This is a genomic window from Gordonia amicalis (assembly GCF_022059885.1).
In the GTDB taxonomy this organism is placed as follows: Bacteria; Actinomycetota; Actinomycetes; order Mycobacteriales; family Mycobacteriaceae; genus Gordonia; species Gordonia amicalis.
In genome coordinates this window covers 3,985,639-4,010,085 of the sequence record NZ_CP091855.1, presented here as the reverse complement: position 1 = coordinate 4,010,085, position 24,447 = coordinate 3,985,639, and the positions used below count along the sequence as shown (strand labels likewise).

Here is a 24,447-nt window from a genome sequence, read left to right as displayed (position 1 = left end):
TGGAGTGACAACGCCGGTGAATTCGGGTGCAGCACAATCTGATACGACCGGAGGCCCGGGTGGCCGGCCGTTGTCGGTGGTCGTCGCCGGCGGCGGGACCGCCGGCCACATCGAACCCGCGCTCGCCGTGGCCGATGCGATCACCCGTATCGACCCCACGGCCCTCGTCACCGCGCTCGGGACCAACCGCGGACTCGAGGTCGACCTGGTGCCCGAGCGGGGATACGACCTCCGGTTGATCCCGCCGGTCCCGTTGCCGCGCAAGCCCGGGATGGATCTCGCCAAGACCCCCGGCCGGCTCGTGTCCTCGGTCGCCGCGACCCGGAGGGTGCTCGCCGACGTGGACGCCGACGTCGTCATCGGCTTCGGCGGGTACGTGTCGGTCCCGGCCTACCTCGCCGCGCAGATGCACCTGCGGCGACGCAACCGCATCCCGATCGTCATCCACGAGGCGAACGCCTCGGCGGGCATCGCCAACAAGGTGGGCGCCCGGTTCGCCGACCGCGTCCTGGCCGCCGTCGACGGCTCGGGACTCGATGCGACCGTCGTCGGCATGCCCGTCCGCGGTGTCCTCACCGAACTCGACCGCCCGGCCCTGCGTGCCAAGGCCCGGCACTACTTCGGCCTCGACGAGGACGCCCCGACCCTGCTTGTCTTCGGTGGATCCCAAGGCGCGCAACGTCTCAACGATGCGGTGTCGGGGGCGGCCGAGGCTCTTGGTGAAGCGGGCGTCGGAGTCCTGCACGCGTACGGACCCAAGAACTCGATCGATCCGGTGATCGTCGACGGCGCGCCGCCGTACCGCGGTGTCGGCTATCTCAAGCGGATGGATCTCGCCTACGCCGCAGCCGATCTGGTGATGTGCCGGTCCGGGGCGATGACCGTCGCGGAGGTCTCGGCGACCGGTCTGCCCGCGATCTACGTGCCGCTGCCGCACGGCAACGGCGAACAGCGGCTCAATGCGCTACCCGTCGTCGAGGCCGGCGGTGGACTCATCATCGAGGACTCGGCGGTGAACCCGGAGTGGGTGGCACGTGAGGTGCCGGCACTGCTGCACGACGCGGAGCGGCTGCGGAAGATGTCGGCGGCCGCCGCGGGTACGGGTCATCGCGATGCCGCCGCGGCCGTGGCCGACGCCGCTCTCGAACTCGCCCGCGGGTTCCGTGCGGGCCGGAGGCCGTCGCGCAGGGCGTTTCGATCCCACCGATCGGCCGTCGAACAGTGACAATCGGACGGGACGGTGCGGGAGGTGACGACATGAGCGAGGGGACGACCGTGGGAACCGGAGGACTGCCGCCGCAGCTGGCCCGCGTGCACATGGTCGGCATCGGCGGCGCCGGGATGTCCGGGCTCGCGCGAATCCTGCTGGCCCGCGGTGGTCAGGTGTCGGGCTCCGATGCCAAGAACAGCCGCGGAATCCTCGAACTCCGCACCCGTGGAGCCCGCGTCCAGGTGGGGCACGATCCGTCGGCACTCGACCAGATCCCGGGCGGGCCGTCGGTGGTGGTGACCACGCATGCCGCGATTCCCAAGACCAACCCCGAGCTGGTGGCCGCCCGCTCGCGGGGCATCCCGATCCTGTTGCGCCCCCGCGTGCTGGCCCAGCTCATGGAGGGCGACCGGACACTGCTGCTCGCCGGGACCCACGGCAAGACCTCGACCACCTCGATGGCCGTCGTCGCGCTCCAGCACGCCGGCAGCGACCCGTCGTTCGCCATCGGCGGCGAGCTCAACGAGTCCGGCACCAACGCCCATCACGGCGGCGACCCCGTCTTCGTGGCCGAGGCCGACGAGAGCGACGGTTCGCTGCTCGAATACACCCCCGACGTCGTCGTCGTCACCAACATCGACGCCGACCATCTCGACTTCTTCGGGTCGATCGAGGCCTATGTGGAGGTGTTCGACAAGTTCACCGAACGTATCCGGACCGGCGGCACCCTCGTGGTGTGCCTCGACGACCCCGGATCGGCCGCACTGGCCGGACGTGTCTCCGACGCCCTGGCCGCGCGCGGGGTCACGACCGTCGGCTACGGCCGCGGGACCCACGCCGGGCTGGCGCCGGTGGTGCCCAACGTGGCGACGCTGCTGTCCTGGGAGCCGCGCGGCACCGGGGGAGCGGCACGGGTCCGGTTCACGACGCCGGTGACCGGCCCCGCCGACGAGGCCGGCACGGTCGTCGACCGTGAACTCGTGCTCCCGCTTCCGGGAGAACACATGGCGCTCAACGCCATCGCCGCGGTGATCGGCGCCGTCCGGATGAACGGTGCCGACACCGGCACCGACTTGGTCGGGGCCCTCGACCGAGTCCTCGCGGGGATCGGCGCATTCGGCGGCGTCCATCGCCGTTTCGAGTTCCGCGGACGCCGGGGCGGCGTCGAGGTCATCGACGACTACGCCCACCATCCGACCGAGGTGCGGTCGGTGCTCTCTGCGGCCCAGGCGATGATGGCCGCACGGGTCGGACCCGACGCGCCGCGCGGCCGTGTCATCGCGGTCTTCCAGCCCCACCTGTATTCCCGCACTCTCGAATTCGCCGACGAGTTCGCCACCGCTCTCGACCTCGCCGACACCGTGGTCGTCGCCGACGTCTACGGCGCCCGCGAGGCGCCGATCCCGGGTGTGAGCGGGCGGACGATCGCGGACCAGCTCACCTCGCCGTCGGTGTTCGCACCGGATCTGTCGCGTCTGGCCGGTCAGGTCGCCGAACTCGCCCGGCCCGGCGACATCGTGCTGACCCTGGGCGCCGGCGACATCACCATGCAGGGACCCGAGATCCTCGCCGCCCTCGGCGGGAGCACCGGGAACGACGCCGTGCACGAGAACGGTGAGGGCTCCGGAAACGGGGACCTCACGGGAGTGCCGTGATCCGCTGGCCGACCCGCCGCCGGTCGCGCCTGATCCTCGGCACCCTCATGGTCGTCGCCGCCGGGGTCGGGCTGGTCCTGATCGCCTATCTGACCCCGCTGATGTCGGTGCGCAACACCGACATCCGGGACAACGGTTCGGTCCCGGCCGACGAGATACTCCGCGCCGCCGCCGTCGCACCGGGCACCCCGCTGCTCCAGGTGGACACCCGAGCCGTCGCGCAGCGGGTCGCCACCATCCCGTCGGTCGAATCGGTCCGGGTGCAGCGGTCCTACCCGTCGTCGCTGACGATCACCGTCGTCGAGCGGATGCCGGTGGTGATCGTGACGAGCGGGGACGAGGTCCACGTCCTCGATCGTTCGGGGGTGTCCTTCCTCCACTATGTCCGCGCCCAGGGCGTGCCGCCCGAGGTGCTCAAGCTCCCCGTGCTCGAGACCCCGAATCCCGGCCCGGCCGATCCCACCACCCGGGAGGCGATCGCCGCGGTCGCCGGACTCCCGGAATCGCTGGCGCGGCAGGTCATCCGGGTGACGGCGACCTCGCCGGTCGACATCGAGTTCATCCTCACCGAGAACCGGCGGGTCGTGTGGGGGGACAGCGACCGGGGAGCGGAGAAGGCGCGAACCCTCACGTACCTGTTGAGCCGCGACGCCAAGATGTACAACGTGTCGAGTCCCGAATTCCCGGCGTACAAGTGATCCCGGCGGTCTCCGTCGGCCGGAGCGGCGCCAGATTCGTTGACGATCGGCCGGATTCACCGAAATTCGGGTGCGACTTCCCGACACGCCGGGCGCTGTTGTGGATACCGGGGCCCGCGATGCCTAGCGTCATCTCCACAACGAACTACTTGACATAACTCTAAATCTATGGTTCAGGTTTAGGGTTTTGCCAGCACCTGGTGCTGAGAAATCAGCACCCGAAACACAGAGCACGATCCATTACGAGGAAGGCGAGCGCATGACGCCACCGCACAACTACCTGGCCGTCATCAAGGTCGTCGGCATCGGCGGCGGCGGCGTGAATGCCGTCAACCGCATGATCGAGCAGGGGCTCAAGGGAGTCGAGTTCATCGCGATCAACACCGACGCGCAGGCCCTGCTGATGAGCGACGCCGACGTCAAGCTCGACGTCGGTCGCGACTCCACCCGTGGCCTGGGTGCCGGCGCCGACCCGGAGGTCGGCCGACGCGCCGCCGAGGACGCCCGCGACGAGATCGAGGAACTCCTCAAGGGTGCGGACATGGTCTTCGTGACCGCGGGTGAGGGTGGCGGCACCGGTACCGGCGGTGCTCCGGTCGTCGCGCAGATCGCCCGCAAACTCGGCGCGCTCACCGTCGGTGTGGTCACCCGCCCGTTCTCCTTCGAGGGCAAGCGTCGCGGGGGACAGGCCGAGGCGGGCATCACCGCCCTGCGTGAATCCTGCGACACGCTCATCGTCATCCCGAACGACCGCCTGCTGCAGCTCGGCGACGCCCAGGTGAGCCTCATGGACGCGTTCCGCAGCGCCGACGAGGTGCTCCTCAACGGTGTCCAGGGCATCACCGATCTCATCACCACCCCGGGTCTGATCAACGTCGACTTCGCCGACGTGAAGGGCGTCATGAGTGACGCCGGCAGCGCGCTGATGGGTATCGGTTCCGCCCGCGGCGAGGACCGCGCCAAGAAGGCGGCGGAGTCGGCCATCAACTCGCCGCTGCTCGAGGCGTCGATGGAAGGCGCCCGGGGCGTGCTGATCTCGATCGCCGGCGGCAGCGACCTCGGACTGTTCGAGATCCACAACGCGGCGACCCAGGTCCAGGAGGCGGCCCACGAGGACGCCAACATCATCTTCGGCACCGTGATCGACGACAACCTCGGCGACGAGGTCCGCGTCACCGTCATCGCCGCCGGATTCGACGGCGGCACCCCGAAGAAGCGTTCCGACGTCCCGGCCGCGTCCGGTCGCACGGCCGTCGGCCAGGGACAGGCCGGTGCGGTCTCGGCGCCGCCGAAGAACGACCCGCTCTTCGGCGACATGCCGAAGGGCTCGGGTGACCCCTTCGGTGGCGAGCGTGAGCCGGAGCCCCCGCGTCGCAACACCGTGCACCTCGACGACGACGACGTCGACGTGCCGTCCTTCATGAAGCGCTGACCCGCATGCGGGTTCGTCGTGTGGTCACCACGCGTGCCGGCGGCGTCTCGGTGGCACCGTATGACTCGTTCAATCTCGGTGACCACGTCGGAGACGACCCGGCGGCGGTGGCCGCCAACCGGAATCGTCTGGCCGAGCAGATCGGGTTGCCCGCATCGTCGGTCGTCTGGATGGAACAGATCCACAGCCGGAATGTGACCGTGGTCGAGGGACCCGTCGACGAGCCGGTCCCCGCGACCGACGCGCTCGTGACCACCACGCCGGGTCTCGCGCTCGCGGTGCTGTCGGCCGACTGCGTGCCGGTGCTCCTCAGCGACGACGAGGCCGGGGTGATCGCCGGCGTCCACGCCGGCCGCATGGGCGCTCGCGTCGGCATCGTGCGCGAGACCCTGAAGGTGATGGTCGAACTCGGTGCGCGCGTCGAGTCGATCGGTGCGTTCCTCGGGCCGGCGGCCTCCGGTGAGCAGTACGAGGTGCCCCCGGCGATGCAGGCCGACGTCGAAAAGCATCTGCCCGGAAGTGCCAGTCGCACCAAGAAGGGCACCACGGGCCTCGACCTCCGGGCGGGCCTGCGCCGCCAGCTCCTCGAGGCCGGGGTCGCCGGGGTCGCGGTGGACCCGCGCTGCACGATCTCGGATACGAGCCTCTTCAGCCACCGGCGTGGCGCGCCGACCGGCCGCCTGGCATCGGTGATCTGGATGGACGAGAGTGCGCCGGACGGGGAGTAGGCCCCCGGTGCTCCGCGCGGAGAATGATGGGGGACATGAACGACTCTCTCGATGACGCACGCACCGCCGAGCTCTCCGGGCGTCTCGACGCGGTGCGCGGGCGACTCGACGCAGCCGTCGCATCCGCGGGCCGTCCGGCGGGTTCGTGTGCGCTCATGGTCGTCACCAAGTACTTCCCGGCCGACGACGTCCGGCGGTTGCTGACGCTGGGGGTCCGATTGTTCGGCGAGTCCCGTGAACCCGAGGCCGGGCGGAAGGTCGCCGAGGTGCTCGCCGACTGGAGTCCGGCCGATGTGGCCGACGTACCGGTGTTCGACATGATCGGCACGGTCCAGTCGAAAAAGGCCCGTAGTATCGCGCGCTGGGCGCGTGCGGTGCACTCGGTGGACCGTCCGAAGGTGGTCGACGCCCTCGGTCGGGCCGCGCGCGCCGCGCTCGACGAAGGGGAGCGGGCCGAGCCTCTCGGCGTGCTGCTCCAGGTGAGTCTCGACGGAGACCCGCAGCGTGGTGGAGTCGTCGAGGTCGGTCTTCCGGCACTCGCCGAACAGGTGTCGAACGACGATGCGCTGACGCTGCGCGGCCTCATGGTCATCGCTCCGCTCAGTGGCGAGCGGAAGCACTGGATGGCCGAATCCGCCCGTATCCACAACGCTTTTCGCGAGCAGTACGCCGACGCCGTCGAACTGTCCGCGGGAATGTCCGGTGACATGGAAGATGCGATTGAAGCCGGGTCGACATGCGTGCGTGTCGGAACCGCGATCATGGGCGAGCGGCCGCTACTCTCTCAGTAATCACATTGGTAACACCAGAACCAAGTGACACAGACATCTCAACAAGCTCAGTGACATCAGATGCACCATCCGGCGGGGTTGCACACACCGGCGTCGCACGACAGAGAGGCCGACAATGACCACGATGCAGAAGTTCAAGGCGTATTTCGGCATGGTGCCGCCCAGCGAGTACGAGGACGACTACCTCGAGGAGTCGGGCTCGGCGCTGCGTGTCCCGTCGCGTGAGCGCGCCTACCGTGACGACTACTACGGCGACTCCTCCTACGACCCCGGCTACGAGCCGTCGCTCCGCGATGTCGGTTTCCGCGACGCCGGCTACCGCGACGAGATGGCCTACGACGACCGTCGTTTCGACGGCGGATACGAACTCGCCGGCGACTTCGCCCCCGAATTCGCCTACGCCGGACCGCGACCCGCCCCCGAGGCGCCGATGCGTTCGGCAGCTCGCCTCGAGCCGCTGCAGCGTTCGTCGAGTGCCGCCCTGCGTGCCGCCTCGTCGCGACCGATGAGTGCCGAGCACCGGGAACTCGAGCGTGTCTTCGCCGACGGCCCGCTGCAGAAGATCACCACCCTGCGTCCCTCGGACTACGGCGAGGCCCGCACGATCGGTGAGCGCTTCCGCGACGGCAACCCGGTCATCATGGACCTCGTCGACATGACCAACGACGACGCCAAGCGTCTCGTCGACTTCGCCGCGGGCCTGGCCTTCGCGCTCCGCGGTTCGTTCGACAAGGTCGCGACCAAGGTCTTCCTGCTGTCGCCGGCCGACGTGGACGTGTCGCCCGAGGATCGGCGCAAGATCGCCGAGACCGGCTTCTACAACCACGCCTGATGCAGGTGGGCGCCCTCGGTTCGCATCGTTCGGTGCTCTTCAGGCAATCTTGACGCGTGGCTGCGATTTTGTTGGGCGTCCTGTACTACGTCCTGTTGGTTTTCTGGTTGCTTCTCCTGGGTCGGCTCGTCGTCGAGTTGGTGCGGACGTTCGCCCGTGAGTGGCGACCCACCGGGGTGGCGGTGGTGATCATCGAGACGGTGTTCACCCTGACCGATCCGCCGATCAAGGCGTTGCGCCGCATCCTGCCGCCGATCCCGCTGGGTCCGATCCGCCTGGATCTGTCGCTGATGATCGTCATGCTCGTCGTCATCATCGCCATGAATGTCGTCAATGGTCTCCGCGCCGACGCGGTCGCCGAGTCGCTGGCCGCCGCACTGGTTCTCACCCGCTCCTAGTCCGCCCGCGGCTCGGCCCCCGGCACCCCTCCGACCCGAGTACCTTGAGGTACGGCGATGAACTACCGTTGGTGGTCGTCTTCAGATGTCCCTGCCGAATCGGACAGTTTCGATCCGGCCGAAGATCAAGGGTGCAACCTACGGTTCGCATGTGACAGGATTGGACGCCAGTTACTATTTTTGACTGGTATGAATAGTTAGTGACAACCTGTATTGGTCGAACGACTCACGTCGCGCGATCCGGGTTGGACGGCACGCCAATTGAACACAAGCTCCACCACAGACACGAGGGGAACCGACATGCGGCTGACTCCAGCTGATGTGCACAACGTCGCGTTCAGCAAACCGCCTATCGGTAAGCGCGGCTACAACGAGGATGAGGTCGATCAGTTCCTCGATTTCGTCGAGGCCGAGCTCGCCCGGCTGATCGAAGAGAACACCGACCTGAAGCAGCGCGTCGAGGAGCTCGAGGGTGAGCTCGCCGACGCCCGGTCGGGAGCCGGCGCCGCCCCCGCCGAAGAGCGGACCCAGATGTTCGCCAAGCCGCCGGTGCAGGAGCAGCCCGCTCCCGTCCAGCAGCCCGCCGCGCCTGCCGCCAACGACGACGCCAACGTCCGCGCCGCCCGCGTCCTCGCGCTGGCGCAGGACACCGCGGATCGCCTGACCGGCAGCGCACGCGCCGATGCCGACGCGATGCTGGCCGATGCGCAGACCCGCGCCGACACGATGGTTTCGGAGGCGCAGAGCAAGTCCGATGCCATGCTTGCCGACGCGCGTCAGCGTTCGGAGGCCATCCTGGCCGACGCGCAGACCCGTTCCGAGGCGCAGCTGCGGCAAGCGCAGGAGCGTGCGGACGCACTGCAGAGCGATGCCGAGCGCAAGCACAGCGAGATCATGGGCACGATCAACCAGCAGCGTGGTGTGCTCGAGGGTCGGATCGAGCAGCTCAAGACGTTCGAGCGTGAGTATCGCACCCGCCTGAAGACCTACCTCGAATCGCAGCTCGAGGAGCTGCAGCAGCGCGGCAGCGCGGCACCGGTCGAGGGTGGTCGTCCCGATCAGTCGTTCTCGAACGACCCGGGCAGCGGCGGTTTCAGCAGCTACTCGCCGAGCTGACCGCGCGCCGGTCATGCACCCTAGGCTGGTGATGTGCTGAGCTTGGCCCTGGGCGCGACCCTCATCGGGTTCGTGCTGCTCATCCTCGGTCTCATCACCGGGACCGTGTGGCTTGCCGTTGCCTGCATCGTCATCTGTCTCCTCGGCCTGGCCTTCCTGCTCGTCGATGTGTTCTCGGGTCGTAACCGGGACGCCGCGCGATCTCTGGAAGACATGGTCCCGGGAGTCGGACGCGAGGACGAGACCGACGACAACGCCGATCGCGAAAAGGCTGCCTACGAGCCTCCGTCCTTCGAACCCGGGATGGCCGAACCGTCGGGACCGTCGGCTTCTCGGCCGGCGTCACCCGAGAGTCGTCCGGCGCCGGAACGTCGCGAGGGCAACCTCGAGGACTACCTGCGGTCGGTCGGCGAGCCCGTCGGCCCCGCAGCCGACTCCGGCCCGACGCCGTCACCGGGTCCGACGCCGGGTGGACAGGCGGCCCCTGGCCGGGCGCCATCGGGGCCGCCGCCGCGTGCGCCCCAGCGGACGGCGGGTCCGCAGCAGTCCGGGGGCCGGCCACCCCAGGCTCCCCGCTCGCCGCAATCCGGTCCCTTCCGGTCCGGTCCGTCCCAGCCCGGTCCACGTCCTCCGCAGTACGGGGCGCCGACTTCGGGTCCCCAGCCGCAGTACGGGCAGGGGCCTTCCGGACAGTTGCCGGGGTGGGGGCAGGACTCCCCGCGATCCGATCCGGCACAGGCCGGCGAACGGCCGCCGGGGGAACAGACCGAATCCCCTGAACCGAGGCCGGGACGGCGACGCGCGCCGGACTTCGATCCGCTCGACCCGAACTGGCGTCCGCCGATCGACTGATCTTGTTCATACGAGGATCTGATTCTCGCGACGATGCACCGCCCGGACGGCGATAGGCGATTCGCCCGTTCGGGCGGTGCGTCGTTACACTGGTTGACGCGTTGATCCGGCCATCACCGGGGAGCACCCGGAAGAACGGCACCGTGAGGCGCTCAGTAGAACCGGGCGGGCGTGGCCCGTTACAGCCACAGGACCGTACGGGGTGACCCGCGCGATCCGATGAGTGGCGCCGGAGTTCCGGCGCAAGCGGGGTGGTACCGCGCAGACCTGACGGTGTGCGTCCCCGTGCCGAGGAGCGACATCACCAGGCACGAGGAGACGAGCCGTGACCAACGCCAACGAGACGGGCGCGAATGCGACCGGGCGTGTGTACCCCAAAGTCGACATGACGGGTGGGACGGGGCGAAGCGCCCCCGATTTCCCGTCCGTGGAGCAGAACGTCCTGAAATACTGGGACGACGACTCGACCTTCGCCGCCTCCATCGACAACCGTGCCGACGCCGAGGAGTTCGTCTTCTACGACGGCCCGCCCTTCGCCAACGGCCTGCCCCACTACGGCCATCTGCTGACCGGCTACGTCAAGGATGTGGTACCGCGGTACCAGACCATGCGTGGCAAGAAGGTCGATCGCCGATTCGGTTGGGATACACACGGTCTGCCCGCCGAACTCGAGGCCGAGCGGCAGCTCGGGATCACCGACAAGTCGGAGATCGAGAAGATGGGCATGGCGAAGTTCAACGAGTACTGTCGTGACTCGGTTCTCCGCTACACCGGCGAGTGGCGCGACTACGTCACCCGCCAGGCGCGCTGGGTGGACTTCGACAACGACTACAAGACGCTCGACCTCGACTTCATGGAGTCGGTCATGTGGGCGTTCAAGGCGCTCTACGACAAGGGCCTGATCTACCAGGGCTACCGCGTGCTGCCCTACAGCTGGTACGAGCAGACGCCGTTGTCGAACCAGGAGTCCAAGCTCGACGACGCCTACCGGATGCGTCAGGACCCGGCGGTGACCGTTCTGATGCCGCTGTCGGTGCCCGAGGGTCCGCTGGCCTCGCTCGACGGTGTCAACGCACTGATCTGGACCACGACGCCCTGGACGCTGCCCTCGAACCTCGCGATCGCGGTCAACCCCGAGGTCACCTACGTCCACGTCAAGGCCGCCGACGGCCGTCAGTACCTGCTGGCCGAGGCGCTGCTGGGCGCGTACGCCAAGGAGATCGCCGAACCCGAGGTGGTCGGCACCCATCTGGGCAAGGATCTCGAGAACCTCTCCTACACACCGCCCTTCGACTTCTTCGTCGGACACCCGAACGCGCACCGGGTGTTGGTCGGCGACTACGTGACCACCGAGAGCGGCACCGGCGTCGTGCACCTCGCGCCCGCGTTCGGTGAAGAGGACATGGAACTCGCGACCGCCAACGGCATCGAGGTCGTGCAGCCGCTCGACCCGGGCGGCCGTTTCACCGCGCAGGTCCCGCCGTACGAGGGCCAGATGGTCTTCGACGCCAACCCGGTCATCATCAAGGACCTCAAGGCGGCCGGCCGCATCCTGCGACACGAGACCATCGAGCACTCCTACCCGCACTCGTGGCGGTCGGGACAGCCGCTGATCTACATGGCGGTGCCGTCGTGGTTCGTGGCCGTCACCCAGTTCCGCGACCGCATGGTGGAGCTGAACAAGCAGATCACCTGGGTGCCCGAACACATCCGTGACGGCCAGTTCGGCAAGTGGCTCGAGGGTGCGCGCGACTGGAACATCAGCCGCAACCGCTACTGGGGTGCGCCGCTGCCCGTGTGGATCTCCGACAACCCGGAGTACCCGCGCACCGACGTCTACGGTTCGCTCGACGAACTCGAGCGCGACTTCGGCGTGCGCCCGGACAACCTGCACCGGCCTCACATCGACGAGCTGACCCGGCCGAACCCGGACGATCCGACCGGGCGGTCGACCATGCGCCGGGTGCCCGAGGTGCTCGACTGCTGGTTCGAGTCCGGTTCGATGCCGTATGCCCAGGTGCACTACCCGTTCGAGAACCGCGACTGGTTCGACGGTGGGGACTCGGCAGGCGCCCCGCCGCACAACCCGGGCGACTTCATCGTCGAATACAACGGACAGACGCGCGGCTGGTTCTACACCATGCACGTGCTGGCGACGGCCCTCTTCGACCGCCCGGCATTCAAAACCGTTGCCGCGCACGGCATCGTGCTGGGCGACGACGGCCAGAAGATGTCCAAGTCCAAGCGCAACTACCCGGATGTCAACGAGGTCTTCGACCGCGACGGCTCCGACGCCATGCGCTGGTTCCTGATGGCGTCGCCGATCCTGCGCGGTGGCAACCTGGTGGTGACCGAGCGCGGCATCCGGGAGGGTGTGCGTCAGGCGCTGCTGCCGTTGTGGAACGCCTACAGCTTCCTGCAGCTGTACGCGGAGCGTCCGGCGACGTGGCGGACCGACTCCCGGCACGTCCTCGACCGGTACATCCTGGCGAAGCTCGCGACCACCCGGGACGCGATGACCGAGGCGCTCGACGTCTACGACATCGCGGGTGCATGCGACGCCTTCCGCGAGTTCGTCGAGGCGCTGACCAACTGGTACGTGCGTCGTTCGCGGGCACGGTTCTGGGCCGGTCAGGACGAGGACACCGACGCCTTCGACACCCTGTACACGGTGCTCGAAGTGGCCTCCCGCCTCGCGTCGCCCCTGCTGCCGCTGGCGACCGAGGCCATCTGGCGCGGGCTCACCGGCGAACGGTCGGTCCACCTGACCGACTGGCCGACCGCCGACGAGCTGCCCGCCGACGCCGACCTGGTCGCCGCGATGGACGAGGTGCAGGCGGTCTGTTCGGTCGCGTCGAGCGTGCGCAAGGCCAACAAGCTGCGTGTGCGTCTCCCGCTGCCCGGTCTGACCGTCGCGTCGCCGACCGCCGCCGCGCTCGAGCCCTACGTCGACCTGGTCAAGGACGAGATGAACGTCAAGGCGGTCACGCTCGCCACCGACGCCAGCGAGTACGGGCGCTATGAGATCGCGGTCAACGCCCGCGCGGCCGGGCCGCGTCTGGGCAAGGACGTGCAGCGCGCCATCAAGGCGGTGAAGTCGGGCAACTGGTCGGTGCAGGCCGGGGCCGACGGTTCCGAGGTCGTCGTCGCCGACGGCATCGAGCTGCACGACGGTGAGTTCACCAGGAAGCTCGTGGCCGTCGAACCCGATTCCACCGCGGAGCTGCCCGGTGGTCGGGGACTGGTCGTCCTCGACACCGCGGTGACCCCCGAGCTGGAGGCCGAGGGCTGGGCGAAGGACCGTGTGCGCGAGCTGCAGGACGCGCGCCGCAACCTCGACCTCGACGTCTCCGATCGCATCACGGTGCGCCTCGTCGTCCCCGCCGAGCGTCTCGAGTGGGCGCAGACCCACGCCGGACTCATCGCCGGTGAGGTTCTCGCCGTGGAGTTCGACGTCACCGCGGAGGGCGCGCCGGGGTCCGTCGAACTCGGTGACGGGGTCACCGCCGACGTCGCGAAGGCCGGCTTACCACCGATTTCGCGGTAGCTGTCACATTTCTGCCGCCGTCGGTGTCTCGAGGATGACCACCTCGAACACCGACGGAAGGCAGAACCATGAGCACCACCGACACCACGCAGGAAATCCAGGTAGTCGCACGGACGCACGTGGTCGTCCTCGGCGCGGGCTATGCCGGCGCGATGGCGGCCAACCGGCTCCGGCGCAACCCCGCCGTCGCCGTCACGGTCGTGAACCCGCAACCGTTCTTCGTGCAGCGCATCCGGTTGCACCAGTTCGTCTCGGGAACCGGTGATCCGCTGGTCGGCTTCGACGACGTGCTGGCCGACGACATCCGCGTCGTCGTCGACACCGCTACCCGTATCGACGCCGGTGCGCGCCGTGTGCATCTCGCGTCGGGCGCGCACCTCGACTACGACCACCTGATCTATGCGATCGGTACCCGGCACCGAACCCCGGAGATCCCCGGGGCGGAGCATGCCCTGTTCATCGCCGATTGGGCGAGCGCACAACGGATTCGCGAACGCGTGGAAGGTCTCGGCGCACACGAGATGATCACCGTCGTCGGTGGGGGACTCACCGGGATCGAGGTCGCCGCCGAACTCGCCGAACGCGGCCACGACGTGCGTCTGGTGGGCGGCAGGGGGATCGCGTCATCGGTGGGGGAGCGGGCCCGGAGCGCCACGGAGAAGCAGCTGATCCGACTCGGCGTCGACGTCGTGGACACGGGCCGCGTGGTCGAGATCGGCGAGCGGACCGTCACCGTCGACATCGACGGCGAACGAAACGTACTGCCGAGCGCGGCAACGATTCTCGCCACCGGCTTCGAGGCCCCGGAACTGGCGGCCGACAGCGGCCTGGCGACCGACGAGATCGGCCGCCTGCGCACCGACGCGACCCTGGCCGGCATCGACGACGATCGGATCGTCGGCGCCGGTGACGCGGTCGCGGTCGAGGGCATGCCCCTGAGGATGAGCTGCCAGGCCGCCGAGCCGCTGGGTGCTCAGGCGGCCGAAGCGGTGCTCGCCCGGATCGCCGGTGAGCAGCCGAATCCCGTCGACCAGGGTTTCGTCGCGCAGTGCGCCAGCATCGGCCGCCGCGCGGCCACCCTACAGTTCACGCGTCGCGACGATTCGCCGGCGCGTGCAGTGGTGACCGGTCGTCTCGCGGCCTGGACCAAGGAGTTGGTGTGCCGCGGTACGGTGTGGAACATCCGTCATGAGGCCACCCACCCCGGTGCGTTCCGGTGGTTCCGCGGCGGCGACCTGACCACGACGACCGAACCGGCCCTCCGATGAGAGGCACGATGGTGAACAGCAGCGAATCCGACCGTCGAGCAACACGTTTCGCGGAACTTCGGCCGCTGCTGTTCACGGTCGCCTACGAGATCGTCGGGTCCGCGGCCGACGCGGACGACGTCCTGCAGGAGAGCTACCTGAGGTGGGCCGAGGTCGACGACGCCGATGTCACCGACCCGAAGGCCTACCTCGCGAAGATCGTCACGCGCCAGGCACTCAACGCCCTGCGTTCCCGCTCGCGGCGTCGGGAGGAGTACGTCGGCCCGTGGCTTCCAGAGCCGATCCTGCTCGACGACCGCGATCTCGCCGACGACGTCGTACTGGCCGAGTCGGTGTCCACGGCGATGCTGGTGGTGCTGGAGTCCCTGAACCCCGACGAGCGTGCGGTGTTCGTCCTGCGTGAGGTGTTCGGTTTCTCCTACACCGAGATCGGGACGATGGTCTCGAAGTCCTCGGCTGCGGTTCGCCAGATCGCGCATCGGGCACGGTCGCATGTCGAGTCGCGGCGGCCCCGTTTCGAACCGGTCGATGCGCAACGTGCCGGCGCGGTCGTCGAGGAGTTCCTTGCCGCCGCGCAGTCCGGGGAGGTCGAGTCCCTCATGGCGCTGCTGTCTCCCGACGTCGTGTTCACGGCCGACAGCGACGGCAAGGCCACCGCGGTCAAACGGCCGGTCCGGGGCGCCCTGCCGGTGGCACGCCTGCTCACCGGCTTCGCGCGGCTCGGGGCGACGATCGACGACTACCGGGTCGAGGTCGCCGTGTTCAATCACGAGCCGGGCATGCTGGTGTACTTCGACGGGAAACTACAGGGCGCCTTCACGTTCCACATCGTGGACGGTGTGATCGAGCAGATCTACGCGATGCGCAATCCCGACAAGCTGGTCGGGGTGGAGGAGCCGCGCACGATCGCCCGCTGACGCGACCGACTCATGCACCTACATGTGCGCAGTTGCGCACATGTAGGATGGCTGCATCGTGTAGTCAGGCGGAATGAGGAGACGCTGTGTGGGATGTCCTGGCCCATCCGGTCTACCGAAGGCTGTTCACCGCTCAGGTGGTGGCCCTGGTGGGGACGGGGCTGTTGACCATTGCGCTGGGGCTGCTCGCCTACGACATCGCCGGCGAGGACGCCGGGGCGGTGCTGGGCACCGCACTGGCGATCAAGATGGTCGCCTATGTCGTCGTCGCGCCGGTGATCACGGCGGTGACCGAGCGTCTGCCGCGGCGAGCGGTGATGGTCTCGGCCGATGCGGTGCGGGCCGTGATCGCGCTGATGCTGCCGTTCATCGGTTCGACGTGGCAGATCTATGTGCTCATCTTCGTGTTGCAGGCCGCCTCGGCGACCTTCACTCCTACCTTCCAGGCCGTGATCCCGTCCGTGCTCACCCACACCGACGACTACACCAAGGGCCTGTCGCTCTCGCGGCTGGCGTATGACCTCGAGTCGCTGACCAGCCCCGCGATCGCCGGCGCACTGCTGCTGGTCATCTCCTACAACCAACTCTTCGTCGCCACGGCGCTCGGGTTCCTCGTATCCGCGGCGCTGGTCATCTCCACCCGACTTCCGCGCATCACCGCGGCCGCCGAGAACGAGCGACTACGTACGCGGATCACCAAGGGAGCCCGGGTGATGGTCGGCCACGCACCTCTCCGGGGCCTGCTCGCACTGAATATGGTGGTCGCCACCGCGACCGGCCTGGTGGTCGTCAACACCGTCGTCTATGTCCGATCGCTGCTCGGCGGGGTCAATGCCGGTGTCGCCATGGCGTTGGCAGCGTACGGCGGTGGGTCGATGCTCGTCGCATTGGCGATGCCGAGACTTCTCGGACGGATGTCGGATCGGCGCGTGATGATGACCGGCGCGCTGCTCGTCGTCGTCGGTCTGGTGTGTACGGCGATCCTGCTCGCCACCTCGGTGTCCCCGGTCGTCGGATGGGTCTGGCTGATCACTGCGTGGACGGTGATCGGCGCGGCGACGTCGGCCATCAGCACCCCGACGGCCCGTCTGCTGCGCGACTACTCCACCGAGTCGAACAGGCCCGCGGTGTTCACCGCGCAGTTCTCGCTGTCGCATGCGTGTTTTCTCGTCACCTACCCGCTTGCCGGCTGGGTGGGGGCGCAGGTGTCCCAGCTCACTGCCGCCATCATCCTGGCAGCCCTGGCTACACTTTCAGCGATGGCGGCCACACGACTCTGGCCGGCTACTTACCCGAGGCCCATCATGGCCGGTGTGGAAAGGTGAACACGAATGGGCAGTGGCACGGAAGGCGCCGATCCCGCCCCTTCGCTCACGTCGACGAGGCCTAGTCTCGACCACCGCACACCACCGGATGCCGAGAGGCTCGACGCGGCCACCCGGACATTCCGGATGCTCGCCGATTCCACTCGGCTCCACATCCTGTGGCAACTCAGTCACGGCGAAGCCGACGTCTCCGCGCTCGCCGAAGCCTGCGATGCATCGCGCACCGCGGTCAGCCAGCACCTCGCCAAGCTGCGCTTCACGGGCCTCGTCGAGACCCGCAGAGACGGCCGCCGGATCGTCTACCGCCTTCACGACGGACACCTCGCACGCCTCGTCCGGGAAGGGCTCAACCATGCCGACCACTTCGTCACCGGCGAACCACCGCACGACTGACCGGCCGTGCGCTGTCACGTGAACAGCATCGACAGCGTCAGTTCGATCTGGGACCGGAAGAGCGCACGCGGATGGGCGAAGGTGTCCGTGCCGTACTGGCCGAAGGTCTCCAGGCTGATGGCGCCGACCAGGACCGCCCACAGGGTGGTCGACGCCGCCAGCACGCGGACCGGGGTGTCGATGCCGAACTCGTCGCGGATGGCGGCCATGTCATCGGTGACTTCGATTGCGGGAGTAGGTAGGTCGTCCCGGATGAGACCCTCGGAGTAGGCGGCCGCGCACTCGCGCAGGAGCAGGGCGGGGATGCGCGTACCCGGCTCGATGGTCTGGTCGCCGGGTGCGGTGTAGCCCGGGACCGGACTGCCGTAGAGCAGTGCCCAGCGGGCGGGGTCGGCGAGTGCCCAGTCCCGGGCGGCCTCGGCCGCGGCGAGCAGTCGCTCCCGGCGGCGGGTGGGGTCGACCGTCTCGACCGCCGCGTCGATCGCATCGCCGACGTCGTTGTAGGCCTCGACGAGCAGCATCGTCAGCAGGTCGTCGCGACTGGGGACGTATCGGTAGACCGCCGACGACACGACACCCATCTCGCGGGCGATCGCCCGCAGTGACAGACCCGCTGCGCCGTGGGTGGCGAGATGCTCGCGTCCGAGTCTGCGGATCTCGTCGGTCATCATCGCGCGGTTCTCCGCGCGGCTTCGTCCGGTCGCCATGCGACGATCCTTCCACAATTCGAGAGCAGTGCTCTTGATTTCTACCGCGTCCGGGTGCACACTTGAAACGAGAGCGGTGCTCTCGAATTCTTCCGGCCACCATGAAAGGCGTCGACACCATGACCTCGACCACCCACTACCGCGCCCCCGAGGGCTTCGACAACGTCGTCAACCGCACCGTCCGCTGGCTCGCCGACCACGGCGTCAACCTGGCCGGTGCCCAGAACCTCACCGTCGTCGGTCGCCGCAGCGGTGATCCGCAGCGCGTCCCGGTGAACGTCCTGCGATTCGACGGCGGCGAGTACCTCGTCTCGCCGCGCGGCAACACCCAGTGGGTTCGCAACGTGCGCGCCGCCGGAACGGCCGAACTCAGCCGGGGCCGCCGGCGGACCGTCGTCGCCCTGACCGAGGTCGACGCGGACCGGCGTCCGCCGATCATCGGCGAGTATCTGCGCAAGTGGGGCTGGGAGGTCGGCCGGTTCCTGCCCGAGGGGCTCGGCACCAAGCCGTCCGACGACGACCTCGCGCGCCATGCAGGTTCGATCCCCGTCTTCGTCATCCGTCCTGCTCACTAGACTCGGACGAGTGGTGCGCCCGGATCCCGACTCGACGATCGCCGACGGTTCATCGGTTCCCGAGCGGTGGATGTCCGGCGGGCAGTCGGGTGCCGCGCCGGCGGGCGACGACTCCGAGCGCGGGGCCCGTTGGGTGATGCATCTCGACATGGATGCGTTCTTCGCCTCGGTCGAACAGCTCACCCGGCCCACTTTGCGTGGCCGCCCGGTCCTCGTGGGCGGTTCCGGTGGCCGGGGAGTGGTGGCCGGGGCGAGCTACGAAGCACGGGTGTTCGGAGCCAGGTCGGCGATGCCGATGCATCAGGCCCGACGCCTCATCGGCCCGACCGGCGTCGTCGTACCCCCGCGCGGCGCGGTCTACGGCAAGGTCAGCAAGCGGGTGTTCCGCATTGTTCGCGAAGCGGTTCCGGTGATCGAAACGCTCTCTTTCGACGAGGCGTTCGCGGAACCGGCCGAACTCGCCGGGGCGACGGTCGCGCATGCGCGGGAGTTCGCGGAGATGTTGCGTACCCGCATCCGCACCGAATGCGGACTCGCCGCCTCGGTCGGGCTCGGCAGCGGAAAGCAACTCGCCAAGATCGCGTCGGGAATGGCGAAACCCGATGGCGTGATGGTGATCCCGCCGTCTGGGGAGATCGATTTCCTGCACGAACTGCCGGTGCGCAAACTGTGGGGGATCGGTCCGGTCTCGGGGGATCGCCTCGCACGTCTGGGAATCGACACCATCGGCGACCTCGCCGCGATGTCGCCGATCGAGGTCGCCTCGGTACTCGGCGCCACGGTCGGACCGGCACTGCACCGTCTCGCCCAGGGGGTCGACGACCGACCGGTGGCCGAGCGTGCCTCGGCCAAACAGATCAGCGCCGAGTCGACCTTCGCCACCGACATCGTCGACCTCGACGAACTGCGCAAGGCGATACGAAAAGCCGCCGCCGACGCGCATCGTCGGCTGCTCAAGGACGGGCGCGGCGCGCGCACGGTGGTGTTGAAGCTCAAACGTTCCGACATGTCGATCCTCACCCGGTCGGCGACCACCGCCGCGGCCACGACCGATCTCGACGACCTCGAGCGCACCGCCCAGCGCCTCGCTCTCGACCCGCGGACGGTCGGGTCGATACGGCTTGTGGGCGTGGGCTTCTCGGGTCTCACGGCGGTGCAGCAGTACGCACTGTTCGACGACCTCGACACCTCGCCCGACGAGACGACGCACCACGACACCGCGTCGGCGGGATCCGCCCCGGGATCGTCACCGGAATCCGGTGACGTCGTCGAGGTGTCGGAGACGGTTCACGATCCCACCGCCGACACCGAATCACCCGAACCCGTGCGATTCGCTCCCGGCGGCAATCCGCTGAGCCGGGCGCCGTTCGCTCCCGGCGCCGATGTGGAACACCCCGAGTTCGGTCACGGGTGGGTGCAGGGGAGTGGGCACGGCGTCGTCACCGTCCGCTTCGAGACACGGACCACCGGGCCCGGACGGACGCGCACCTTCGGCGTCGACGACCCCGACCTACGCCTCGCCGACCCGCTCGACAGCCTCGAATGGGATCTCGCCGGCGACGAGGAGTGATCGCCGCGCCGGCCACTCGTGCGGCGTCACGTCCCGGACGCGGAGAAGAACTCGGCGATGGCCTCGGGGCTCGAGCGTGCCGTCAGCAGCGCGATCAGCGCCATCCGGGCCTGCGGCGCACGCAGCCACGGTGACACGATCGCGCCCGCACGATGCAGGTCGACGGCGCCGCCCCCACCGCCGTAGGTCGCCGACACCTCGCCGTACGGCACCCGACTCGTCACCACGACGGTCACCCCGTGCGCGACCGCGAGCACGACCTCGGCGGTGATGTCCGGATGGGTGTTGCCCGAACCCGTCGCGGCGAGCACGATGCCGGCGGCGTTCTGCGCGACCGCGGCCGCGATCAGCCCGGGCGACACGCCGGGATACAGCGCGAAGGTGTCGACTCGCGCGGTCCGGCCGATGGGGATCTCGTCGGTCAGCACCGGACGCGGCAGGTCGGTGCGCACCGAATCGAAGGCGGCGGTGTCGGTCGTCGACACCTTGAACAGCCCGCGGGCCGGCAGGACGCGGCCGCCGGCGACCACGAGGACGCCGCGACCGCGCGACTCCGGGTCGCGGACCGCCGCCAGGGCCGCGCCGAGGTTCCGGGGACCGTCCGCGTGGGGGTGGTCGGCCGGCAACTGCGCGCCGGTGAAGACGACCGGCCGCTCGTCGAGGCAGTAGAGATCCGCCAGGAAGGCCGTCTCCTCCATCGTGTCGGTGCCGTGGGTCACCACCACGCCGTCGACCTCGGGGTCGGCGAGCGCCTCGGCGATGGACCGCACCACCGCGAACTGGTCGGCGACGGTCATCGCCGAACTGTCCACCGACATCAGGTCGACGCTGCGAACGGTGCCCGCGCCGGTGTCCCCGGTCGCCGACAACAGGTCGTCGGCACCGAGCGCGGGCACGGCACCGTCGGCGGTGGTCTGGGCGGCGATGGTGCCACCGGTGGTGAGCAGCACGGTCGACCGGGCGGGCGGCGGATTAGCGGTCATGGACGTCAAGCCTCACGGCACGTCGCCGGGCCGTCAAGCACCGTGACCGCGTCGAGCCCGCTGGCATCTCCAGGAGCCGTCGAGCGTCGTCGCCCACGGCGTGGAACCCGGATGTCGCGGCTGCGTTTGGCATAGTGGTGTGGGCTGTCGCCGGGCTCGCCCGGCAGACCCCATCGGCGAACCACGGGAAAGCGCCCCGGCGCGCCCACGTCCACAGACATAGTGAGGGAGATCGTTGAAGTATCGGAAGTTTCTTGGCGCGACCATGATCGCGGCCGCATTGATGACCGGCGTCGCCGCCTGCGGTGGTGACGACAGCGACGCACCGCCCGCCCCGACCCTGACCAGCACCGCCGACGCCGCCGCCGGCGGTGACACCGGCTCCGCGATCACCAACGGTGACAAGCCGCCGTCGATCGCCGCCCTCAACGAGCTCGTCGCCACCGCCGTGGACCCGAAGGTCCCCCGTGACGAGAAGATCGTCCTCGTCCAGGGTTCGGAGAAGGATCCGGCCATCTTCGACGAGCTGGTCAAGGCCCGTGCGGAGAACTCGGACGTGGACTGGGTCCTGGTGAACCCGGTCATCAGCTCCGGCCCGAAGAAGGCCCGCGTCAAGGTCCGCATCGAGACCGCAGGCAACCCGCCGACCAACGCCGAGTCGACCATCGTCTACGACGACGGCCGCTGGAAGCTGTCCAACGAGACCGTGTGCAACCTGCTCGGCCTGTACCAGGTCCAGAGCGCCATGTGCAAGCCTGCGAGCTAGGCAGGCGGCCTCTCGGCTGACCCCGGGGAAACCGGGTTGTCCCTCACCGCCAGGTGACGGTCAACCCGGTTTTCTGTACCAGGGGACGCGACGGGTCCGCCCCGACGAGTTCGCGCGCACCGGTGTAGGTCAGCTCGCCGCCGACCGGGAGCCCGCGCGTGAGGTCGACTTCCACGGTTCCACCGCCTTCGGAACTGAACCGGCTGATCGTGAGCGTGTCGTTGCCGCCCGGGATGGCGAACACCGAGTTGACCGGGGTCTCCTCCGCGGAGAACTGGATGGTGAGACGGTTGCCGTCCCAGGCCGAGAGTCGTGCGTCGATCGTCTGCGTGACCGTCGCGGCCGCCGAGATGACGCGTTCGGTGCGCCACCTGGCGCCCACCGCGATCGGTTCGGTCGGCAGTGCGATCGAGGTGTTCAGCGCCGTCACCAGGGACTGTTCGACCGCCAGGCGCGCTTCCTCGCCCGCCTGCTCCGGCGGGGCGAGACGCAACGCGACGGGTGCGAGCCCGGGACCCGTCGTCAGTCCGGCCTTCGTCCCGGCCATCGCCGGCAGTTGTCCGTTGAGGGACGCATCCGGCGAGGTCACGGTGCCCAGCTCGAGTTCCACCTCCGACCTGTCGGTGCAGGAGAACCGCGCGGTCAGCGGTGTCTCGACGGTCTCGGCGTCCGCCGACCCCGGCGAGGCGACCTCGGAGGTCGTCACCAAGGTCACCGACTGTGTGGAGGAGGTGTCAGGAGCGGGGGAGGCGACCCGGCGCTCGCCTTCACCTGCGTCGACCAGCGTGACCGTGGCCGGCGAGATCGGCACCGGCGCCGCTCCGGCTGCCCGGGAGGGTGATTCGTTCACACAGCCGGCCGAGGTCGCCGAACCTGTGCCGGTGTCGTCGTCGGAGTCCGACGAGCACCCCGCGACCAGCACGGACACCGCCGTGACGACTGCGCACGCGGAGACAACGGACCGGAACAAACGACGATGCGAGGACACGGGTAGCCAGCGTATTCGACCGGTCGTGGACAATGAGGCTGTGGATGACCAACCCCTGACGGATTCCGGCAACGCGGATCCGCGCGGCGCCCGCTCTCCGGACGCCGACCGCGATCAGGTCCGATCGGACGACGCGACCCCCGGACGACGCTTCTCCAAGGTGACCGCAGCGCTCCTCGGCGTCGCGCTCGTCGTCATCGGGCTCGATCTGCTGACCAAGACCATCGCCGTCGCCACCCTCGATCCGCAGCGCCCGATCGAGATCATCGGCGACGTCGTCACGCTGCGACTCGTGCGCAACAGCGGCGCCGCCTTCTCGCTGGCCTCGGGATACACCTGGGTCCTGACCGTCATCGCACTGATCGTCGTGGCCGTCATCATCCGCTACAGCAGTCGACTGAACTCGTGGGGATGGGCGATCGGTCTCGCGCTCGTGCTCGGCGGCGCGATCGGCAACCTCATCGACCGCATCTTCCGCGCACCGGAGCCGCTTCAGGGCCACGTCGTCGACTTCGTCTCGGTGGGCTGGTGGCCGGTCTTCAACGTGGCCGACTCCGCCGTGGTCTGCGGGGCGATCCTGCTGGTGGCCCTGTCGGCCCTGGGCTTCGACTACGACGGCAGCCGCACCGGGTGGGCGGCCCGGCGTGACCGGCATCCCGACGACACCGGCAGCACCGACAAGACCGACGGCAACGAGGACGGGGGCAGTACCCATGCGTGAATCACGCGTCGTACCGGTACCCGACGGACTCGACGGCATGCGCGTCGACGCGGGCGTCTCCCGCATGCTGGGACTGTCGCGCAACGTCGTGGCCACCCTGGCCGAGGACGGCGACGTCCTCGTCGACGGGATCGTCGTCGGCAAGTCACACAAGCTCGCCGCGGGCACCCTGCTGCACGTCACGCTGCCCGAACCCGAGGAACCGCTGCGGGTCGAGCCGACGCCGGTGGAGGACCTCGAGGTGATCTACCACGATTCCGACATCGTGGTCGTCGACAAGCCGGTCGGAGTGGCCGCGCATCCATCGCTCGGCTGGAGTGGTCCCACCGTGATCGGCGCGCTGGCCGCCGCCGGGTTCCGGATCTCGACCTCCGGCGCGCACGAGCGGCAGGGGATCGTCCACCGCCTCGACGTCGGAACCTCCGGCGTCATGGTGGTCGCCGTCTCCGAACGCGCCTACACGCTGCTCAAGCGGGCGTTCAAGCAGCGGACCGTTTACAAGGGCTACCACGCCCTCGTCCAAGGACATCTCGACCCGCCGTCGGGCACCATCGACGCGCCGATCGGCCGGCATCGGGGCAACGACTGGAAGTTCGCCGTGACCGCGAACGGCAAGCCGAGCATCACCCACTACGACACCCTCGAGATGTTCGCGGCGGCGTCGTTGCTCGACGTCCACCTCGAAACCGGCCGTACGCATCAGATCCGCGTCCACTTCGCGGCGCTGCACCATCCGTGCTGCGGCGACCCGACCTACGGTGCGGACCCGGTCCTGGCCCGCAGGCTCGGTCTCGAACGACAGTGGCTGCATGCGCGGACGCTGCGTTTCGCGCATCCCGCGGACGGTCGCACGGTCGAGTTCACCTCGGACTATCCAGAGGACCTCCAGCACGCACTCGACGTCCTGCGCGCCACCTGAGCATCGGGTCGGGCCTCGCCGGAGGCGTTGCATTCGTTCGGCCGTCAACCGGCGAC

Annotated in this window: 23 protein-coding genes; 20 read left to right on the top strand and 3 right to left on the bottom strand. The window is 69.0% G+C overall.

What is annotated here, in order from left to right; genetic code table 11:
• Positions 1-16 precede the first annotated feature (16 nt).
• The 15 genes from murG to IHQ52_RS18300 all read left to right on the top strand — a co-directional run bounded on the left by murG (position 17) and on the right by IHQ52_RS18300 (position 17,162).
• Entirely contained in the window at positions 17-1,225 is a 1,209-nt protein-coding gene (gene murG, locus IHQ52_RS18370) for an undecaprenyldiphospho-muramoylpentapeptide beta-N-acetylglucosaminyltransferase (RefSeq protein WP_035761002.1), read from the top strand.
• Positions 1,226-1,257: 32 nt separating this feature from the next.
• Positions 1,258-2,865, top strand: coding sequence for a UDP-N-acetylmuramate--L-alanine ligase (gene murC / locus IHQ52_RS18365; RefSeq protein WP_024500374.1), 1,608 nt, complete (start codon positions 1,258-1,260; stop codon positions 2,863-2,865).
• Positions 2,862-3,563: a cell division protein FtsQ/DivIB gene (locus tag IHQ52_RS18360; protein WP_024500373.1), complete on the top strand. Its 702-nt coding sequence runs from the start codon at positions 2,862-2,864 to the stop codon at positions 3,561-3,563. Before murC ends, IHQ52_RS18360 begins: the two co-directional genes overlap by 4 nt.
• A 259-nt stretch (positions 3,564-3,822) precedes the next feature.
• Positions 3,823-4,995, top strand: coding sequence for a cell division protein FtsZ (ftsZ, locus tag IHQ52_RS18355; RefSeq protein ID WP_024500372.1), 1,173 nt, complete (start codon positions 3,823-3,825; stop codon positions 4,993-4,995).
• Positions 4,996-5,000: 5 nt separating this feature from the next.
• Positions 5,001-5,723, top strand: coding sequence for a peptidoglycan editing factor PgeF (pgeF, locus tag IHQ52_RS18350; RefSeq protein WP_024500371.1), 723 nt, complete (start codon positions 5,001-5,003; stop codon positions 5,721-5,723).
• A 26-nt stretch (positions 5,724-5,749) separates the two neighbouring features.
• Positions 5,750-6,514 (top strand): YggS family pyridoxal phosphate-dependent enzyme, encoded by a 765-nt coding sequence (locus IHQ52_RS18345; RefSeq protein ID WP_035761022.1) that lies wholly within the window; start codon positions 5,750-5,752, stop codon positions 6,512-6,514.
• A 115-nt stretch (positions 6,515-6,629) separates the two neighbouring features.
• Positions 6,630-7,346 carry a cell division protein SepF gene (locus IHQ52_RS18340; RefSeq protein WP_096274097.1) on the top strand — a complete coding sequence of 239 codons (717 nt, stop codon included), beginning with the start codon at positions 6,630-6,632 and terminating at the stop codon, positions 7,344-7,346.
• 56 nt (positions 7,347-7,402) lie between these two features.
• Positions 7,403-7,744 (top strand): YggT family protein, encoded by a 342-nt coding sequence (locus IHQ52_RS18335; protein ID WP_006438674.1) that lies wholly within the window; start codon positions 7,403-7,405, stop codon positions 7,742-7,744.
• A 300-nt stretch (positions 7,745-8,044) separates the two neighbouring features.
• The gene (gene wag31, locus IHQ52_RS18330; RefSeq protein ID WP_006438675.1) at positions 8,045-8,860 is read left to right on the top strand and encodes a DivIVA-like cell division protein Wag31; all 816 of its coding nucleotides are present in this window, start codon (positions 8,045-8,047) and stop codon (positions 8,858-8,860) included.
• Between the two features lie 33 nt (positions 8,861-8,893).
• Positions 8,894-9,712, top strand: a complete 819-nt coding sequence (locus tag IHQ52_RS18325; RefSeq protein ID WP_006438677.1) for a hypothetical protein — start codon at positions 8,894-8,896, stop codon at positions 9,710-9,712.
• Positions 9,713-10,097: 385 nt separating this feature from the next.
• On the top strand, positions 10,098-13,259 hold the full coding sequence (gene ileS, locus IHQ52_RS18320) for an isoleucine--tRNA ligase (RefSeq protein ID WP_210737828.1): 3,162 nt from the start codon (positions 10,098-10,100) through the stop codon (positions 13,257-13,259).
• 68 nt (positions 13,260-13,327) lie between these two features.
• Positions 13,328-14,527: an NAD(P)/FAD-dependent oxidoreductase gene (locus tag IHQ52_RS18315; RefSeq protein ID WP_006438679.1), complete on the top strand. Its 1,200-nt coding sequence runs from the start codon at positions 13,328-13,330 to the stop codon at positions 14,525-14,527.
• 8 nt (positions 14,528-14,535) lie between these two features.
• The gene (locus IHQ52_RS18310; protein WP_006438680.1) at positions 14,536-15,444 is read left to right on the top strand and encodes an RNA polymerase sigma-70 factor; all 909 of its coding nucleotides are present in this window, start codon (positions 14,536-14,538) and stop codon (positions 15,442-15,444) included.
• A gap of 86 nt (positions 15,445-15,530) precedes the next feature.
• A complete protein-coding gene (locus tag IHQ52_RS18305; protein WP_006438681.1) occupies positions 15,531-16,769 on the top strand; it encodes an MFS transporter in 1,239 nt (412 codons plus the stop codon).
• A gap of 6 nt (positions 16,770-16,775) precedes the next feature.
• Positions 16,776-17,162, top strand: coding sequence for an ArsR/SmtB family transcription factor (locus IHQ52_RS18300; RefSeq protein ID WP_096274094.1), 387 nt, complete (start codon positions 16,776-16,778; stop codon positions 17,160-17,162).
• Positions 17,163-17,176: 14 nt separating this feature from the next.
• Here IHQ52_RS18300 and IHQ52_RS18295 read toward each other — a convergent pair whose 3' ends face one another.
• Positions 17,177-17,869 carry a TetR/AcrR family transcriptional regulator gene (locus tag IHQ52_RS18295; protein WP_006438683.1) on the bottom strand — a complete coding sequence of 231 codons (693 nt, stop codon included), beginning with the start codon at positions 17,867-17,869 and terminating at the stop codon, positions 17,177-17,179.
• A gap of 119 nt (positions 17,870-17,988) precedes the next feature.
• On the opposite strand from IHQ52_RS18295, the gene IHQ52_RS18290 reads away from it, so the two are divergent.
• Positions 17,989-18,444: a nitroreductase family deazaflavin-dependent oxidoreductase gene (locus IHQ52_RS18290; protein ID WP_006438684.1), complete on the top strand. Its 456-nt coding sequence runs from the start codon at positions 17,989-17,991 to the stop codon at positions 18,442-18,444.
• Between the two features lie 70 nt (positions 18,445-18,514).
• Positions 18,515-20,014 (top strand): DNA polymerase IV, encoded by a 1,500-nt coding sequence (locus tag IHQ52_RS18285; RefSeq protein WP_051995454.1) that lies wholly within the window; start codon positions 18,515-18,517, stop codon positions 20,012-20,014.
• Between the two features lie 26 nt (positions 20,015-20,040).
• Here the strand turns inward: IHQ52_RS18285 and IHQ52_RS18280 are convergent, their stop codons facing one another.
• The gene (locus IHQ52_RS18280; protein WP_096274092.1) at positions 20,041-20,997 is read right to left on the bottom strand and encodes an asparaginase; all 957 of its coding nucleotides are present in this window, start codon (positions 20,995-20,997) and stop codon (positions 20,041-20,043) included.
• Between the two features lie 235 nt (positions 20,998-21,232).
• Here IHQ52_RS18280 and IHQ52_RS18275 point away from each other — a divergent pair, with 235 nt between their 5' ends.
• Positions 21,233-21,763, top strand: a complete 531-nt coding sequence (locus tag IHQ52_RS18275; protein ID WP_462920462.1) for a WKL family lipoprotein — start codon at positions 21,233-21,235, stop codon at positions 21,761-21,763.
• A 43-nt stretch (positions 21,764-21,806) separates the two neighbouring features.
• Here the strand turns inward: IHQ52_RS18275 and IHQ52_RS18270 are convergent, their stop codons facing one another.
• Positions 21,807-22,751 (bottom strand): hypothetical protein, encoded by a 945-nt coding sequence (locus IHQ52_RS18270; protein ID WP_006438688.1) that lies wholly within the window; start codon positions 22,749-22,751, stop codon positions 21,807-21,809.
• A gap of 40 nt (positions 22,752-22,791) precedes the next feature.
• Between IHQ52_RS18270 and lspA the strand changes: the two genes are divergently transcribed.
• Entirely contained in the window at positions 22,792-23,472 is a 681-nt protein-coding gene (lspA, locus tag IHQ52_RS18265; RefSeq protein WP_051995453.1) for a signal peptidase II, read from the top strand.
• Positions 23,465-24,391 carry an RluA family pseudouridine synthase gene (locus IHQ52_RS18260; protein ID WP_006438690.1) on the top strand — a complete coding sequence of 309 codons (927 nt, stop codon included), beginning with the start codon at positions 23,465-23,467 and terminating at the stop codon, positions 24,389-24,391. The genes lspA and IHQ52_RS18260 overlap by 8 nt, the downstream gene beginning before the upstream one ends.
• The last annotated feature ends 56 nt before the right edge of the window (positions 24,392-24,447 follow it).

What these genes read in the sequence shown, in the direction of transcription:
- IHQ52_RS18340 (WP_096274097.1), top strand. Translation starts at nt 6,630, where the DNA reads ATGACCACGATGCAGAAGTTCAAGGCGTATTTCGGCATGGTGCCGCCC.
- IHQ52_RS18345 (WP_035761022.1), top strand. Translation starts at nt 5,750, where the DNA reads ATGGGGGACATGAACGACTCTCTCGATGACGCACGCACCGCCGAGCTC.
- ileS (WP_210737828.1), top strand. Translation starts at nt 10,098, where the DNA reads ATGACGGGTGGGACGGGGCGAAGCGCCCCCGATTTCCCGTCCGTGGAG.
- wag31 (WP_006438675.1), top strand. Translation starts at nt 8,045, where the DNA reads ATGCGGCTGACTCCAGCTGATGTGCACAACGTCGCGTTCAGCAAACCG.
- IHQ52_RS18280 (WP_096274092.1), bottom strand. Translation starts at nt 20,997, where the DNA reads ATGACCGCTAATCCGCCGCCCGCCCGGTCGACCGTGCTGCTCACCACC.
- IHQ52_RS18315 (WP_006438679.1), top strand. Translation starts at nt 13,328, where the DNA reads ATGAGCACCACCGACACCACGCAGGAAATCCAGGTAGTCGCACGGACG.
- murC (WP_024500374.1), top strand. Translation starts at nt 1,258, where the DNA reads ATGAGCGAGGGGACGACCGTGGGAACCGGAGGACTGCCGCCGCAGCTG.
- IHQ52_RS18285 (WP_051995454.1), top strand. Translation starts at nt 18,515, where the DNA reads ATGTCCGGCGGGCAGTCGGGTGCCGCGCCGGCGGGCGACGACTCCGAG.
- pgeF (WP_024500371.1), top strand. Translation starts at nt 5,001, where the DNA reads ATGCGGGTTCGTCGTGTGGTCACCACGCGTGCCGGCGGCGTCTCGGTG.
- IHQ52_RS18295 (WP_006438683.1), bottom strand. Translation starts at nt 17,869, where the DNA reads ATGGCGACCGGACGAAGCCGCGCGGAGAACCGCGCGATGATGACCGAC.
- ftsZ (WP_024500372.1), top strand. Translation starts at nt 3,823, where the DNA reads ATGACGCCACCGCACAACTACCTGGCCGTCATCAAGGTCGTCGGCATC.
- IHQ52_RS18290 (WP_006438684.1), top strand. Translation starts at nt 17,989, where the DNA reads ATGACCTCGACCACCCACTACCGCGCCCCCGAGGGCTTCGACAACGTC.
- IHQ52_RS18300 (WP_096274094.1), top strand. Translation starts at nt 16,776, where the DNA reads ATGGGCAGTGGCACGGAAGGCGCCGATCCCGCCCCTTCGCTCACGTCG.
- IHQ52_RS18310 (WP_006438680.1), top strand. Translation starts at nt 14,536, where the DNA reads ATGGTGAACAGCAGCGAATCCGACCGTCGAGCAACACGTTTCGCGGAA.
- IHQ52_RS18260 (WP_006438690.1), top strand. Translation starts at nt 23,465, where the DNA reads ATGCGTGAATCACGCGTCGTACCGGTACCCGACGGACTCGACGGCATG.